The organism is Amycolatopsis roodepoortensis (assembly GCF_024628825.1).
In the GTDB taxonomy this organism is placed as follows: Bacteria; Actinomycetota; Actinomycetes; order Mycobacteriales; family Pseudonocardiaceae; genus Amycolatopsis; species Amycolatopsis roodepoortensis.
The window spans coordinates 4,015,947-4,030,542 of the sequence record NZ_CP102415.1; the positions used below are offsets into that span (position 1 = coordinate 4,015,947).

General features: G+C 69.6%; 14 protein-coding genes. 4 read left to right on the top strand and 10 right to left on the bottom strand.

What is annotated here, in order from left to right; all coding sequences use genetic code 11:
* Positions 1-2: 2 nt before the first annotated feature.
* The 3 genes from NQK81_RS18755 to NQK81_RS18765 are packed head-to-tail and all read right to left on the bottom strand — an operon-like array spanning position 3 to position 1,751.
* Positions 3-584, bottom strand: coding sequence for a hypothetical protein (locus tag NQK81_RS18755; protein ID WP_257489187.1), 582 nt, complete (start codon positions 582-584; stop codon positions 3-5).
* On the bottom strand, positions 566-1,210 hold the full coding sequence (locus NQK81_RS18760) for a spermine/spermidine synthase domain-containing protein (protein WP_257489188.1): 645 nt from the start codon (positions 1,208-1,210) through the stop codon (positions 566-568). Before NQK81_RS18760 ends, NQK81_RS18755 begins: the two co-directional genes overlap by 19 nt.
* Before the next feature lie 22 nt (positions 1,211-1,232).
* Positions 1,233-1,751 (bottom strand): TrmH family RNA methyltransferase, encoded by a 519-nt coding sequence (locus NQK81_RS18765; protein ID WP_257489189.1) that lies wholly within the window; start codon positions 1,749-1,751, stop codon positions 1,233-1,235.
* 103 nt (positions 1,752-1,854) lie between these two features.
* Between NQK81_RS18765 and NQK81_RS18770 the strand changes: the two genes are divergently transcribed.
* Positions 1,855-2,043: a DUF1918 domain-containing protein gene (locus NQK81_RS18770; protein WP_126735321.1), complete on the top strand. Its 189-nt coding sequence runs from the start codon at positions 1,855-1,857 to the stop codon at positions 2,041-2,043.
* A gap of 3 nt (positions 2,044-2,046) precedes the next feature.
* Here the strand turns inward: NQK81_RS18770 and NQK81_RS18775 are convergent, their stop codons facing one another.
* Positions 2,047-3,216: an MFS transporter gene (locus NQK81_RS18775; protein ID WP_257489190.1), complete on the bottom strand. Its 1,170-nt coding sequence runs from the start codon at positions 3,214-3,216 to the stop codon at positions 2,047-2,049.
* Between the two features lie 176 nt (positions 3,217-3,392).
* On the opposite strand from NQK81_RS18775, the gene NQK81_RS18780 reads away from it, so the two are divergent.
* Complete coding sequence (locus NQK81_RS18780; protein WP_034304518.1) at positions 3,393-3,707, top strand: ArsR/SmtB family transcription factor; 315 nt, start codon at positions 3,393-3,395, stop codon at positions 3,705-3,707.
* Positions 3,708-3,891: 184 nt separating this feature from the next.
* Positions 3,892-5,064: an MFS transporter gene (locus NQK81_RS18785; protein ID WP_126735327.1), complete on the top strand. Its 1,173-nt coding sequence runs from the start codon at positions 3,892-3,894 to the stop codon at positions 5,062-5,064.
* A 65-nt stretch (positions 5,065-5,129) separates the two neighbouring features.
* Here the strand turns inward: NQK81_RS18785 and NQK81_RS18790 are convergent, their stop codons facing one another.
* Positions 5,130-5,429 (bottom strand): DUF3017 domain-containing protein, encoded by a 300-nt coding sequence (locus NQK81_RS18790; RefSeq protein ID WP_257489191.1) that lies wholly within the window; start codon positions 5,427-5,429, stop codon positions 5,130-5,132.
* Positions 5,430-5,582: 153 nt separating this feature from the next.
* On the opposite strand from NQK81_RS18790, the gene NQK81_RS18795 reads away from it, so the two are divergent.
* A complete protein-coding gene (locus NQK81_RS18795) occupies positions 5,583-8,189 on the top strand; it encodes a TNT domain-containing protein (protein WP_257489192.1) in 2,607 nt (868 codons plus the stop codon).
* Between the two features lie 61 nt (positions 8,190-8,250).
* Here the strand turns inward: NQK81_RS18795 and NQK81_RS18800 are convergent, their stop codons facing one another.
* From NQK81_RS18800 to NQK81_RS18820, 5 genes are all read right to left on the bottom strand, one after another.
* Positions 8,251-8,838 (bottom strand): pentapeptide repeat-containing protein, encoded by a 588-nt coding sequence (locus NQK81_RS18800; protein ID WP_257489193.1) that lies wholly within the window; start codon positions 8,836-8,838, stop codon positions 8,251-8,253.
* A 22-nt stretch (positions 8,839-8,860) separates the two neighbouring features.
* Positions 8,861-9,931, bottom strand: a complete 1,071-nt coding sequence (locus NQK81_RS18805) for a reverse transcriptase family protein (protein ID WP_257489194.1) — start codon at positions 9,929-9,931, stop codon at positions 8,861-8,863.
* Between the two features lie 139 nt (positions 9,932-10,070).
* The gene (locus NQK81_RS18810; protein ID WP_257489195.1) at positions 10,071-10,553 is read right to left on the bottom strand and encodes a VOC family protein; all 483 of its coding nucleotides are present in this window, start codon (positions 10,551-10,553) and stop codon (positions 10,071-10,073) included.
* 67 nt (positions 10,554-10,620) lie between these two features.
* On the bottom strand, positions 10,621-11,130 hold the full coding sequence (locus NQK81_RS18815) for a hemerythrin domain-containing protein (protein WP_257489196.1): 510 nt from the start codon (positions 11,128-11,130) through the stop codon (positions 10,621-10,623).
* 106 nt (positions 11,131-11,236) lie between these two features.
* Complete coding sequence (locus NQK81_RS18820; protein ID WP_257489197.1) at positions 11,237-14,593, bottom strand: error-prone DNA polymerase; 3,357 nt, start codon at positions 14,591-14,593, stop codon at positions 11,237-11,239.
* Positions 14,594-14,596: the final 3 nt, after the last annotated feature.

Below are 14,596 nucleotides of genomic sequence, written 5' to 3' on the forward strand. Positions count from 1 at the left end.
GATCATTTCAGCCAGACCCGCAGCGGACCCAGCGCCGTGTAGCCGTTGCGGAGGGCGGCGTCGAGATCCTCGCCGCGTTCGTAGCCGGTGATCGGCAAACCGGGGAAGCTGGCCGCGACGGCCGAGGTCGCGCCGCGCCAGGCGTCGTCCAGGTCGCCCTGAGTGTACAAATTGGACAGTCCGGCGAAGTCGCCGTCCCGGTTGGCCGTCACTCCGGCGGCACCGCTCGCCCACACGGCGACGGACGGGTCGTCGAAGGGGTCGGCGACCCGGGACCAGCCCGGTTCGAGCGGTGGCCCCGCCGTACAGGTGATCCAGGTGGCCTCGAAGAGCACCTCGAAACCCAGCGGCGCGAGATCAAGGCAGGCGAAGCTGTCCTTCACCGCGCAGCCCGGCGAGGTGTCGATCCCGTCCAGCACCTCCGCCGCCGTCGCGTCCGGGGTCAGGGTCATCGCGTCCGGATACAACGGCGGTGTCCGGCGGGCCGACTTCCAGACGCGGGCGGTGAAGGTGCCCGTCCGGCACACCGTGTCGCACCAGCGGGCGTTGACCCGTGCGGCGTCCGCTACACCCGCGCGAACCACAGCACGTCCGGTTCCCCTTGCGGCACCGGGATCTTCAGCTCCCGCACCTCACCGAACCGCGCCCGCAACCGCTTCCTGAACGACGGCACCGACTCGGCGCTCCACACCCCGAGCACGCCGCCGGGACGCAGCCGTTCGGCGAGCATGTCGAGCCCTTCGTCCCGGTAGAGCTTCGAGTTGCCGTCGGTGACCGTCCATTCAGGACCGTTGTCGATGTCGAGGCACAACGCGTCGAACCGTTCTTCCGTCCGGCGCAGCCACTTCACCAGATCGGCCTCGACGACGGTGACCCGTTCGTCGGACAGCGCGTCGTCGTGGACGTCCCGGAGCGGCCCCTCGCGGTTCCAGCCGATCACGGCGGGCTCGCGCTCGACGACCACGACCTCGCCGACACCGGGATGGTCCAGCGCGGCGCGCAGTGAATAGCCGACGCCGAGACCGCCGATCAGCATCCGTGCCTCGCCCGGCACCAGATCCGCCGCCACCGACACGAGCAACCGTTCGGATTCACCATTCCGGGTGTCCATCAGGAAGACACCGTTGGCGATGACCTCGAAGTCGTCCCCTGCCCGGCGGAGCACCAATTCGCCGCTTTTCCCGGCGACTTTGTCGAGTACGTCGGTCATCCGGGCAGCTTATCGGCGACGGTCACAGCAGGCCCGCCAATTTGTACAGGACGAGGCTGCCGGCGACGGCGACGTTGAGGCTCGCACCGGTGCCGACCATGGGAATTTCGACGACGGTGTCGAGAAGGTCGAGCGCGTCCGGCGGAATGCCCTGCTGCTCGTGGCCGAGCACGGCGATCGTCCGGCCCCGCGCGGGCACGAGATCGGCGAGACGCACGGCCTCGTCGGCGAGTTCGACACCGACGATCGCCGTGCCCGCCGCCTTTTCCCGCGCCAGCCAGCCGGGCGGATCGTGCACCCAGTGCACACAAGCCGGACGGCGCAACGTGTTCCCCCGGCGCAGCGCCTCGGGCACCCACGGAAACCGCGGCACGGCGAGGCAGGCACCCACCGCGTCACAGGTTCGCAGCAGCGTGCCGAGGTTCGCTCCGTGCAATGGCCACAGCGGCGCGGCGACGAGATGTCCCCAGCAGGAGTGGGCTTTCCTTCTTCTGGCCGCACGCAGTTCCGACGGCGTGCGGACCCGGATCGACGGGCTCACCGGACGTGAGGCGTCGCGCCTCCAAGGATTTCGAGGATCATGCCGACACTGTAGCGAGATCACCCCGACGCTCCTAACCTTGAAGGCGTCGGAGGTGGTTCTCATGCAGGCGACCGTCGGAGACGAGATCCACGTGCACGGACGCACGGTGGGCTCGGCCGAACAACGCGGCGAGATCCTCGAGGTACGCGGTGAACACGGCGCCCCGCCGTATCTCGTCCGGTTCGCGGACGGACACGAAGGGCTGGTGTTCCCCGGCCCCGACTGCGAAGTCCAGTCGCGCGCCGAATAGACGTCATTCGGCCAATGCGGGCCGCTTCACGCGGTTCCGCCAGCCCGCCACGACCACGGCCGCGCCGAGCGCGGTCAGCACCGCCGCGACCTCGGGCAGCAGGAGCGGCCCGCCGCCGCTCAGCACCGCTCCCCCGACCACGCCGGAGAGGCCGACGCCGAGGTAGATCGCGGACGCGTTGAGCGAGAGGACGAGCCCGGCGTTCTGCTTGGACAGCTCGATCAGCCGGTGCTGGATCGGCGGATTGACCGACCAGGTGGCCAGGCCCCACAGGAAGAGGACGATCGCCGCGCCCGCGACGGTGGTCGCGATCAGCGGAAGCAGCGCGAGCACGACGGTGATCCCGCCGAACACGACCAGCAGCGGTCCCTTGGCGCCCCAGCGGTCGGCCGCGCGGCCGCCGAGGACGTTGCCGAGCGCGCCGCCCGCGCCGTAGACGAGCAGCAGCAGGCTGACCGTCGTGCCGTGGACGCCCGCGGTGGCGGACAGGACCGGCGAGATGAAGGTGTAGACGGAGAACGCGGCGAGGCAGCCGAGCACGGTCGCGCCGAGCATGGCGAGGACGCGCGGATCCTTGGCGACGGTGAACCGTTCGGCCAGCCGGACCGGAGGTGGCGCCGGGACGGCGGGCAGGACCAGCCGGACCGCGACGGCGCCAAGGAGCGAGAAGACCGCGACGAGCGCGAAGACGGCCTGGTAGCCGACGCTCTGCGAAAGGACACTGCCGAGCGGGACGCCCAGGATCGTCGCGACGGTGAGCCCGCCGAAGACGAGCGCGACCGCGCGGCCCCGGCGTTCCGGCGAAGTGAGCTCGGCGGCGACGGCGCTCGCGGCCGGGGTGAAGACCGCCGCGCCGATCGCGGTGACGACCCGCGCGAGGAGCAGGGTCACGTAGCCGGGCGCGAGGGCGGCGAGGGCGTTGCCGACGGCGGTGACGACGAGGGCGGCGACCAGGAGCGTGCGCCGCTCCCAGCGGCCGGTGACCGCGGCGAACAGCGGTGAGCCGACCGCGTACGCGATGGCGAAGGCGGTGACCAGCTGGGCGGCGGCCGTCTCGGAGACCGCGAGCTCGCCGGTCAGCGCGGGCAGCAGCCCGGCGACGACGTAGCCGCTGGTGCCGACCGCGAAGGTACCGAGCGCCAGCACCGCGGTCCTGGGTGGTGCGAAGGTCATGACTCCCCAGCTCCAGACCCCACAGATCGCGTTTAGCCCGCGAAACGCAGGTCGGCGCCGGATCGCGTTTAGCCCGCTAAAGGCGACATGGGGTCGTTGTTCGATGGTTGTCGTAGTTCGATGGAGACCGTACTACGAACTCGCCGGAAGTTCGAGGGGCGTCGTACTATGGACGAATGGCCGCGACGCAGCAGTACGTCTATCCCGATCAGGACGAGATCCGGATCGAGGCGGTCCTCGCCGCGCTCGCGGACCCGGTCCGCCTCGACATGGTCCGCCAGCTGGCCGAGCCCGGCACCGAGATCTCGTGCAGCGGATTCGACGTCGCCGTGACCAAGTCCACACTCACCCATCACCTGCGCACGCTGCGCGAAGCGGGCATCATCATGGGCCGCCAGCAGGGCACCGCCCGCTACAACTCGTTGCGCCGCAAGGATCTCGACGAGCTGTTCCCCGGCCTGCTCCAAGGGGTGCTCGCCGCCCGCCGCTGAGGGTGGCCAGCCTCACCCGAAACCGGGATGACAAAGGCACCCTCGATCGGTTGAACTGGACACAGGACAGCGGGGCCGCACACGCTGTCTTCTTTTGTGTCCGAGACCTAAATCGATTCAGCTCCCCATCCGCGACACTGGGCGAGTAATCGTTTACTCACGTACGACCCTCGAAGGGAGAGCCGTGCCCGTCGCGCTGCTCGCGCTCGCCATCGGTGCCTTCGGCATCGGGACCACCGAATTCGTCATGATGGGCGTGCTGCCCGAAGCCGCCGCGGACTTCGGCGTGTCAATCCCGTCCGCCGGGTACCTCATCTCCGGCTACGCCCTCGGCGTCGTCGTCGGCGCCCCGCTGCTCACCGCCGCCGCCGTCCGCCTGCCGCGCAAGACGATGCTGCTGGCGATGATGGGGCTGTTCACGCTCGGCAACGCCCTCTTCGCGCTCTCGCCGAACCAGGAGTTCGGTGTCGCGTTCCGCTTCCTCGCCGGCCTGCCGCACGGCGCGTTCTTCGGCGCCGGCGCGGTCGTCGCGTCCAGCCTGGCCAAGCCGGGCGAACGCGCGAAGGCCGTCTCGATGATGTTCATGGGCCTGACCCTGGCCAACGTCGTCGGCGTCCCGCTGGGCACGCTGCTCGGCCAGAAGGTCGGCTGGCGCGCGACCTTCGGCGTCGTCGCCGTGATCGGCCTGGTCGCCATGGCCGCGATCGCGAAACTGGTCCCCCACCAGGGCAAACCGGTCGAGCCGTCGCTGCGCGGCGAACTGGGCGCCTTCCGCCGCCCGCAGGTGTGGCTCGCGCTCGCGATCGTCACCTTCGGCCTCGGCGGCGTGTTCGCCTGCCTGTCCTACATCGCGCCGATGCTGACCGACGTCACCGGCTACTCGCCGTCCGACGTCACGCTGCTGCTGTCCCTGGCGGGCGTCGGCATGACCATCGGCAACTACCTCGGCGGCAGGCTCGCCGACAAGGCGCTGATGCCGAGCCTCTACGTCTCGCTGATCGCGCTCGCTTCGGTGCTGGCGATCTTCACCTTCACCGCGAACGGCAAGGTCGGCGCGGCGGTGACGATCTTCTTCGTCGGTCTCGCCGGCTTCATGATCGGCCCGATGATGCAGGCGCGGATCATGGAGAAGGCGGGCGGAACGCCGTCACTGGTCTCCGCGGCCGTTCAGTCGGCGTTCAACATCGCGAACTCCATCGGCGCCTACCTCGGCGGCCTGGTGATCGCCGGCGGGCTCGGCCTGGTCGCGCCCAACTGGGTCGGCGCGTCGCTGGCCGTCCTGGGGCTTTCGCTGGCCGTGGTGTCCGGCGGGATGGACCGCCGCGAAGCCCGGCTCGCGCCCGCCATGGCTTCCTGAGCGCTCAATGCGCGTGAAGGCCCCCTTCCCTCGGCTCAGTCGAGGGAAGGGGGCCTTCACGCGCATCAGGACAGGGGCCCGCCGGTGATCGTGAGCGCGATGAACAGGATCAAGACGGAAAGCGCGCCGTAGGTCAGGACGTCGACCGGTTTGCCCCGGATCGCCAGCAGCCCGGCCTTCACTTCGGGCAGTACCGCCCGCAGCAGCCCGGCGAGCAGCAGCGCGCCGCCGATCAGCGCGGCCCCCTGCCGCCAGTGGTACTGGCCGATCCGGAGGGCGGCGACCGCCACCACCAGCATCACCAGCAGGAACGGCAGGTGATGGAGCAGTGCCCCACGGTCACGCCGTTGTCCGGCCACCGCCATCAGTCCTCGTCCTTCAGGGTCTCGCGGGCGATTCGGTTCACTCGGTCAGTATCCCGGGTGAGTGACCCGGCACCAGGTCAGGGCGTCTTCCGGCGAGTCAATAGCGGCAAAACCCACATGCGGGGTGCACAGGAGCGCGGATACGGTCAAAATGTGACCGTGGCACAACCGACGACTCAGTTGAACGCGACCGAGCAGGACACCCTGGTCAAACAGATCGGCCTCGCCCTGCTGCGGGCCGCTCCGCGTGATTGGCGGAAGGTGACCGCCGAGTACCGAGCCGTCGGCAGGTACCACGAGATGACCGGGGAGATCATCACCGAGGACGGCACCTCACACGAATGGGTCGCGACGCACGACATCGCGACACTGTTCGGCAGACTTCGTGCCGGGATGTATCGCGACGGCCGCGGCACCTGGTTCAACGCCCGTTACCAGCTCGACCACCCGTCCAGCTACAACCTCGAGTACAACCGCGACGAGCCGCAGTGGCGTCTCGCGCCGCCGCCGCAGGCGCTCTCCGACGAGCTGCGCATGTTCCCCCGCTCCGAGGAGAACGTGCCCGAATGGCTGATCCGGCGCATGTCCGGCCTCGGCCCCGAGCAGCCAGGACCGCATTTCCGCATCGCCCGCATCTTCGACACCATCGGCCCGGCCGGGCGTCCGGTGATCAACCGGCCCGACCTGGAGATCGAGGAGCAGGACAGGCTGCTCGAGTACCTCGACCACGCGCCGCTGGTGGTCACCGAACGCGGCTACGACATCGACCGGCTCGCCCAGACCCCCGAGGCCACCGTCCCGGTCGCCTTCCACAGTGACGGGCAGTGGATCTGGCCTGCCGCCGTGAACTTCTACCTGCGCCAATACGGCGTCTCGCCGGAGCTCGACCTGATCGAGCACGTCCGGCAGAACGACTTCACGCTGCCCGAGGTCGACGGCCCGACGCTGCAGGCCGCGGCGGGGTACCTCACCCGGGGGAATCAGCCCCCGCAGCAGCGCCCCAACGGCCCGGGTGGCCCCAACAACGGCGCGCCCGCGGGCCCGCCTCCGCAGGGTCCTCCGCAGAACGGCCCGGTGCCGCCCCAGCAGGCCGCGCCCGGCCAGCCCGGACCGGGCGGCCCCGCGGGCCCCGGCCCGAACCAGGCCGTCCCGCCGCCGCACCAGCAGGGTCCGGACCAGGCCGCGGTGGCCGCCGCTGCCGCCGCTCCGGTCGCCGCGGCGGCGGCCGTCCCGTCCGCCGAATCCACCGTCCCGGACCAGGCCGAGCAGGCCCAGCGGTACGAAGACGACTACGACACCCAGGACTACCAGGCGCAGGACTTCCACGAAGCCGCCGCCGAGCAGCAGTACGAAGACGGCTACGAAGAGCCGTACGCGTCCGAGCAGGACGCCTTCACCGACGAGGAGCGGCAGGGCACCGAGCCCGAGCCGCAGCTCGCCGACCCGGAGGCGACCACGTACGCGCGGGCCCCGCAGGCCGGCGCCTACGAGCAGCCGCCGCTCAAGGAAGAACAGGACGCGTACGCCCGGCAGGAAGAAGACCAGCCGTACGCGCCGCCGGAAGAGGAGACGACCACCGGTTACACGCCGGTCGAGCAGGCCGACGCCGGCCCCGAGCTGCCCCTCCTCACGCACGACGCGGAGCCGGACGTGGCGCCCCCGCCGTCGGACACCGAGATCACGCAGGTCGACGGCCCGCCGCAGGAGCGGGGGACCTTTGCTACCGCCCCCGTGCCCCACCCGGAGCCCGAGCCGCGGCGCGAGGAAGCGCCGCCGCGCCGCGCCGAGCACCCCGAGCCGGTGCTGAACGAGTTGCAGGCGAAGTTCGACGAACTCGACGTGCCCGGCGACGTCTACCGCATCGGCTCGCCCGCCGAGCACGGCTGGAGTGTCGAGCAGGTCGACGGTGGCGGCTGGCGCGTCGGCTGGTACGACGGGAAGCTGACGAATCCGGCGGTGTTCGGCGACGCCGAGGACGCGGCCGCGTTCATGCTCGGCAAGGTCCTGCTGAACCCGAACGGCGCTCCGCCGCCCGCGGAAGAGCCCGCCGCCGAAGAGGAACCGGTCGAGGAACCCGCTCCCGCGCCGCCCGTGATGGCGACGCTGTCCCCCGAGATCGCGACCGGTTCGCATCCGGTGCCGCCGCGGGAGTCGATCCCGGCACAGGAACAGACCGCGTTCACGACGGCCGAAGAGCTGCTCGGGGACGATTTGGACGACGAGCCCGCCCCCGCGCCGGTCCCGCCCGCGCCCCCAGCGCGGCCGAACCCGGTGCTCGCGAGCCCGCCGCCCGCGCCGCCGCGGCGCGAGCCGCCGGTGACGCCGCCTCCGGCGCCGCCGATGCGGCGTGAGGAACCGGCCCGTCCGGCCGCGGCGGCGAGCGCCGGGGCGCCGGACGCCAAGCAGAACTGGCCGATCTCGCCGCTCAACGGTGAGCCGCCGCTGACGCTGTTCCGCGGCAAGGAGCTGCGTGAGCTGCCCGCGGGCAGCGAGCTGGACCGCTTCGGCGGCCCGAACGGCAACCTGACCTACGCGGCCGGGACGCCGTTCGAGGAGCGCTCGCTCGTGCCGGAGTGGGTGAACCGGCCGTACCACGTCTACCGCGTGCAGCGTCCGCTCGAAGCCCTCGCCGGTGTCGCGATCCCGTGGTTCAACCAGCCCGGTGGCGGGTCCGCGTACCTGCTGCCGGCGTCCATCGAGGAACTGCTCGCCGAGGGCGACCTCATCGAGCTGGACCCGGGCGAACCGCCGATCGACTGAGCCCCCCCCCAGGCGCTATGAACGGGCCGTTCCTGGCGAAATTCGCCAGGAACGGCCCGTTTCAGTGGATGACGAGACCGTGCGCGGCGGCGTAGGCGATCGCGGTCTCGGTGTCCACGTGGACCCCGGCGAGGTTCGCCTGCACCAGGCCGTTGGCGTCGAGCCGCGCGCCGCGCAGGTCCGCGCCGTCGAGCTTCGCGCCCGCCAGCCGGGCGCCGGAGAGGTCCGCGCCACGCAGGTCGGCGCCGGTCAGATCCGCGTCGAGCAGGTTCGCCTCACGCAGCCGCAGGCCACCGAGGTCCACTTTGGACAATCGAGCCTTGCTGAGCGACACCAGCGAGAGATCGCATTCGGTGAAGGCGATCTTCTGGAACCGGCAGTCCACAAAGGACGATCCAAGCATCGAGCAGGAGCTCCACCGCGTACTGGCCAGCACACTGCGGTCGAAGGTGCACGAGCGGAACGCGGACGCCTCGTGGCGCGAGCCTTCGAAGTCGACCTTGGTGAAGTCGCACTGATCGAAGGTGCAGCCCTGGGTGCGCAGCCCGCGCAGGTCGGCTTCGGTGAAATCACAGCCGACGAAACCGCGTTTTTCCCACCACTGCTCGGAAAGAACGGCTTCTCGGTAGTCCTCCGCAGTCTCGATCACCCGTCCAGGATCGCATACCCGCTCACGACCAGGTGATGCCGCCGAACAAGTCGCGCAGCTTCGCCGCCCGGAGCTCCGAAGACGCGGCGATCCAGCCGATCCGGCCGAGCAGATGGGCGCGGAAGTCCGGGTGGCCAGCCCGGTTCTGTTCCTCCGGGCCGGTCCGGACGCAGTTGTGGAGCACCGCGCGCAGGGCGTCGTAGTCGGCGCGTGTCGCGGCGGGCGCACTGTTGACCACCAGTCCCGCGACCCGTTGCCGCTGGTGCGCGGCGGCGATCGACGTCTTATCGTCCCGGAGCCGGAAACCCTCGTCGGTCACGATCCGCCGGACCCCGGGCAGCAACCGGTGCAGTGGCAGGGAATCCCCGGAGAACGCCAGATCGTCGGCGTACCGCGTGTAGACCGCGCCCAGCGCACGGGCGAGGCCGTCGATCCGCCGGTCGAGATGGTGTGTGACGGCGTTCGCGACCGCGGGCGACGACGGCGCGCCCTGCGGAAGATGCGTGGCCGCCAGGTTGCTCAGCAGCCGCACGCGCGCCGGATCCCGCCGGCCGTCGGGCACGGTGGCGAGCACACCCGGCGGAACGGCCGTGGTGAGCACACCCGCCAGCGCCTCGGCCACGACGGACGGATAGCCGGCGAGGGCGAGCAACGCCGAGATCCGGCGCGCGGACACCGTCGGAAAGAACCCTTCGAGATCCATCCGGACCACGGTCTCCCGGCCGGCATGCGGTGCCGCGCACGACATCGGCGACCGGCCGCGCCGGAATCCGTGCGCGGCCTCGTGCACCGGCAGCGCGTCGACGACGTGCCGCACGATCCGGCGTTGCAGTTCGGCGATGCGAGGCTTCGGCCGCTCGATGAGCCGCACCCCGCCCGAAGCCGTCGGGATCCAGCGGTAGGTGTAGTGCCGGATCGGCCCGGCCGCACGCCTGTTCCAGCCCTTCGCGTCGGCGAACCACGACAGTTCGCCGGGGGTCAGGCCGAGCCCGGCGGCGCACTCGTCGAAGGTCGCCCAGCGGGCCACCTGGAACCGCCAGACCGGCGGCAGGGGTTCGAGGAGCGACGCGGAGGTGACTCTTTCTCCTGTCATCCGCGCGGACTCGCACGCGGAGCATGCCGCGCTCGCGCGGGGCGCCTTGTCTCGCTGACTTCGTACTCCCCGGGGTTGCCCCGGAGTGGGTGGTGATCCACCGGCTCACCTCCGCGTCGCGATCACCACCCTACCGAAATCAGCGGCTCGGGATGATCTCCGAGCTCGCCACGTAGTTCATGGCCTCGATGAACTTCGGGTCGTTCATCCGGCGCTCCATCTCCGGGTAGTCGAGGTCGACCACCCTGGTCTGGATCCACCAGAGGTTGCCGAACGGGTCGAGCACCCGGCCGACACGGTCGCCGAAGAAGAGTTCGGTCTGCTTCGTGACCTCTTTGGCGCCCGCCTCGATCGCCCGGCGCTGCGTCTCGATGCTGTCTTCGACGTAGAGCCGCAGGTACGCCGGAGTGTCGACCCAGTTGTCCCGCGAATCGAACAGCATGACGACCGAATCGCCGATCCGAACCTCCGCGTGCCCGATCTTCCCGCCCTCGACGTACACCGGGTCGCCCAGCGGCTCGGCGTCGAAGGCGCGCTTGAGGAAGTCGATCACGCCCGCGGTGTCACGCGAGATGATCCACGGGGTGACCGAGTGGTAGCCGTCGGGGATCGGGTTGGTCATCGGAGTTCTCCTCAGTCGTCGTGTGCGATGAGAAGAACGCTATGACCCGTATAGGTCAGATCATGTCCTAATGGGATTTCAGCAGGAAAGAAGGCTTCGTTTCCTGCCACTCCGGCATGTCCAGCGCGTTGAGCACCTCGACGATCCGCTTCTCCTCGTAGCGGAAATGCGTCTCCATGATCGCCGTGAGCCCGTCCAGTTCCCGTTGGATGTCGAGGATCTCGGCCTGGCTCGACCCGGGGCCGACATCGGCGACCAGCTCTTCGATCCGTTCGATGATCCCGGTCATGACCTCGTGGTCGTGCGCGAGCTCTTCGAGCGACGGCCGCAATTCGGGGAATTGCTCCGCCAGCACAAGGAAAGCGCCACCGTCCTCGCCGGTGTGATGCCTGGTCAGCGCGGAGCAGAAGGTGAGGCAATGAGCCCGGAGATCGCGCAGCCGCTCGGCCCGCCCGGCCGCGACCGACTCCAGATCGTCATGCAGCCTGGCCAGCTCTTTACGCAGCCAGTTGTGAACCTGAACGAGTTGATTTCCGAACGCCGTCAACCGGCCGTTCGTCCGAGAAGGGGTTTCCATGATTTCCCATGGTCCGGCGCCTCCATGCCCGCGACGGTCTCTTTGCCGGGTGCACTGCGACGCTGGAAACACTTCAGCACGGCCTCCCGATGATCGTCAAGAGGGTTCAGCGGAAGTCACGGGACTTGGCGGTGATCCGCAACGGCAGGTGCCGGATCTGTTCGGCGAGGACGTTCACCACCTCGCCGGTGCGCTCGACCACACCCCGGACCAGCAGCGCGGGGCTGCCGCGGGCGACCCGGTGGTAGCGCTGCCACACCCCCATCGTACAGATCACGTTGATCATCCCCGTCTCGTCTTCGAGGTTCATGAAGGTGACGCCGCCCGCCGTCGCCGGCCGCTGGCGATGGGTCACCGCGCCGCCGGTCAGCACGTGTGTGCCGTGCGGGATCTCGCGCAGGCCCGCCGCCGTGACGACGCCGAGTCCGTCGAGGTGCTCCCGGATGAACTGGGTCGGGAAGCTGTCCGGCGACACCCCGGTGGCCCAGACGTCCGCGGCCGCGACGTCGATTTCGTCCATTCCCGGCAACATCGGCGCCTTGGCCCCGGTGATGAGTCCCGGCAATTTCTCCGGGCTTTCGCCGGCGACCGCCCCCGCCGCCCAGAGCGCGCTGCGCCTGCTCTCGCCGAAACAACCGAAGGCACCGGCCGCGGCCAGCGCCTCGACCTGCGGCCTGGTCAGCCGCACCCGCCGGGCGACCTCGGACAGATCCGCGAACGGGCCGCCGCTTTCCCGCTCCTCGACGATCTTCTTCGCCAGGTTCTCGCCGATCATCCGCACGGTGGACAGGCCTCCCCGCACGGCGAGCAGCCTTCCCCCTTCCGGCAAGGGTTCCAGCGTCGCGTGCGGAAGACTCGCGTTGATGTCCGGGCCGAGCACCCGCACCCCGTGCCGCCGCGCGTCGGCGACCAGCGACTGCGGCGAGTAGAACCCCATCGGCTGCGCGCGCAGCAAACCCGCCAGGAACGCGTCCGGGTGGTAGTACTTGAAGTACGCGCTCGCGAACACCAGCAGGGCGAAACTCAGCGCGTGACTCTCCGGGAAGCCGAAATTCGCGAACGCCTTGAGCTTGCCGAAGATCTTCTCGGCGAGCTCGCCTTCGACGTCGTTCTTCGCGGCGCCTTCGAGGAAACGCCGTTTGAGCCGCTCCATTTTCTGCTCGGAACGTTTCGCCCCCATGGCGTGCCGCAACTGATCCGCCTCCGCCGGCGTGAAATCGGCGATGTCGAGGGCGATCTGCATCATCTGTTCCTGGAACAGCGGGACACCGAGGGTCTTCCCCAGCGCGTTGGCCAGTTTCGGATGGTCGAAATCCCATTTCTCCTGGCCGTTCTTGCGCCGGATGTAGGGATGCACCGAACCGCCCTGGATCGGGCCGGGCCGGATGAGCGCGACCTCGACCGCCAGATCGTAGAACTTCTTGGGGCGCAAGCGGGGCAGCGTGGCCAGCTGCGCCCGGCTCTCCACCTGGAAGACGCCGATCGCGTCGGCCCGGCAGAGCATTTCGTAGATGTTCTGATCCTTGAGATCCAATTCGGAGATGTCGACCTCTTCCCCCTTGTGATCACGGACCAGATCGATCATGTAGTGCAGCGCCGACAACATCCCGAGCCCGAGCAGATCGAATTTGACCAGCCCGGCGGCGGCGCAGTCGTCCTTCTCCCACTGCACGACACTGCGGTTCTCCATACGGGCCCATTCGATCGGGACGACCTCGCTCACCGGCTGACGGCAGATCACCATCCCGCCGGAATGGATGCCCAGATGCCGGGGGAAGTCTTCGAGCGCGCAGGCCAGCTCCACGACCTCTTCCGGGATGTCGTGATCGTGGTCCTTTTCCGTGGCCCGCAACGCGCCCCAGCGGTCGATCTGCTTGCTCCACGCGTCCTGCTGGCCGGGCGTGTACCCCAGCGCCCGCGCCGCGTCCCGGACCGCGGACCGCGCCCGGTAGGTGATCACGTTCGCCACCTGCGCGGTGTTCAGCCGACCGTACTTCTCGTAGACGTACTGGATCGCCTCCTCACGGCGGTCGGATTCGATGTCGAGGTCGATGTCCGGGTAGCCGTCGCGATCCGGGGCGAGGAACCGTTCGAAGAGCAGGCCGTAGCGCACGGCGTCGACCTTGGTGATGCCGAGCGCGTAGCAGACGGCCGAGTTCGCGGCCGATCCCCGGCCCTGGCAGAGGATCTTGTTCTCCCGGCAGAAGTTCACGATGTCCCAGACGATCAGGAAGTAGCCGGGGAAACCCAGCTCTTCGATGATGTCCAGCTCGTGGTCGATCAGCTTGCGGGCCTTTTCGCGGTACTCGGCGTCTTTGTTCTTCTCGTGCTTCTTCGCACCTTCCTTGGTGAGGTGGCGCAAGTAGGACGCTTCGGAGGCGTGCTCCTTCGGAACGTCGAACGGCGGCAGCTCCGGCTTGATGTGATGGAGTTCGAACGCGCACTCCCGGCCGAGCAGCGCCGCCCGCTGCACCGCGCCCGGGTACCGCTCGAAGATCTCGGCCATCTCCTCTCCCGACCGCAGGAACGCCGTCCCCGCGGCGGGCAGCCAGCCCTCCATGTCCTCCAGGCCCCGCCGGGCGCGGATGGCGCTGAGCGCGTCGGCGAGCGGAGCCCGCTCCGGCCGGGCGTAGTGCGCGGCCGTGGTCGCCACCGTCGGCAGGCCGAACTCGTCGGCCATCTCGCTCAGCAGGTCGTTGTGCGTGCTGTCCAGGGGAAGGCTGTGGTCGATGAGCTCGACGTAGACATTCTCCCTGCCGAAGCAGTCGATGAGTTCCTTCAGCCTCACCACGGCCGCGGCCGGGCCTTCGGTGACGAGCGCCTTGCGCACCGCGCCCTTGCGGCACCCGGTGAGCACCACGCATTTCCCGCGTACCTCCTCGGCGACCGCGCGCAGGTCATAGACCGGTCTGCCTTTCTCCGCCCTTTCCTTGGGGGACAACGACTGCCTGTCGAAGCCGTACAGTTGGCCGGCGGTGATCGCCCGGTTCAAGCTCAGGTACCCGTCCTGTTGCTTGGCGAGCAGGAGCAGATGCTCACCCTCGGGATCGGCGAATCCGTTCTGCGGCCCCGAAAGGCCGAAGCTGAGCTCGGTGCCGAAGACGGTGTGCACGCCCAGCTCCCTCGCCGCCTCGGCGAAGCGGACCACACCGTACATGCCGTCGTGATCGGTGAGCGCGATCGCGTCCAGGCCCAGCCGCGCCGCCTCCTCCACCAGCTCCTCGGGGTGGCTCGCCCCGTCGAGGAAACTGAAGTTCGAATGGCAGTGCAGTTCGGCGTACGGCACCCGGCACGCGGTGGCGCCGTCGTCTTCGCCGATCAGCCCGGTCAGATCCGCGGGCCGTTGATAGCCCTGCCGCTTGGCACTCCAGGCGGGGCTGTCACCGCCGTCGCCGGGCGGAACCTCGCCCGCGAGCTCGCGGGCGAGATCCTTCCACGGCCGAGGAGGGTTGTTCCAGCCCATCGG

Coding starts and splice junctions, on each gene's coding strand:
- NQK81_RS18760 (WP_257489188.1), bottom strand. CDS start 1,210: ATGACCGACGTACTCGACAAAGTCGCCGGGAAAAGCGGCGAATTGGTG.
- NQK81_RS18810 (WP_257489195.1), bottom strand. CDS start 10,553: ATGACCAACCCGATCCCCGACGGCTACCACTCGGTCACCCCGTGGATC.
- NQK81_RS18805 (WP_257489194.1), bottom strand. CDS start 9,931: ATGACAGGAGAAAGAGTCACCTCCGCGTCGCTCCTCGAACCCCTGCCG.
- NQK81_RS18815 (WP_257489196.1), bottom strand. CDS start 11,130: ATGGAAACCCCTTCTCGGACGAACGGCCGGTTGACGGCGTTCGGAAAT.
- NQK81_RS18770 (WP_126735321.1), top strand. CDS start 1,855: ATGCAGGCGACCGTCGGAGACGAGATCCACGTGCACGGACGCACGGTG.
- NQK81_RS18820 (WP_257489197.1), bottom strand. CDS start 14,593: ATGGGCTGGAACAACCCTCCTCGGCCGTGGAAGGATCTCGCCCGCGAG.
- NQK81_RS18780 (WP_034304518.1), top strand. CDS start 3,393: ATGGCCGCGACGCAGCAGTACGTCTATCCCGATCAGGACGAGATCCGG.
- NQK81_RS18790 (WP_257489191.1), bottom strand. CDS start 5,429: ATGGCGGTGGCCGGACAACGGCGTGACCGTGGGGCACTGCTCCATCAC.
- NQK81_RS18775 (WP_257489190.1), bottom strand. CDS start 3,216: ATGACCTTCGCACCACCCAGGACCGCGGTGCTGGCGCTCGGTACCTTC.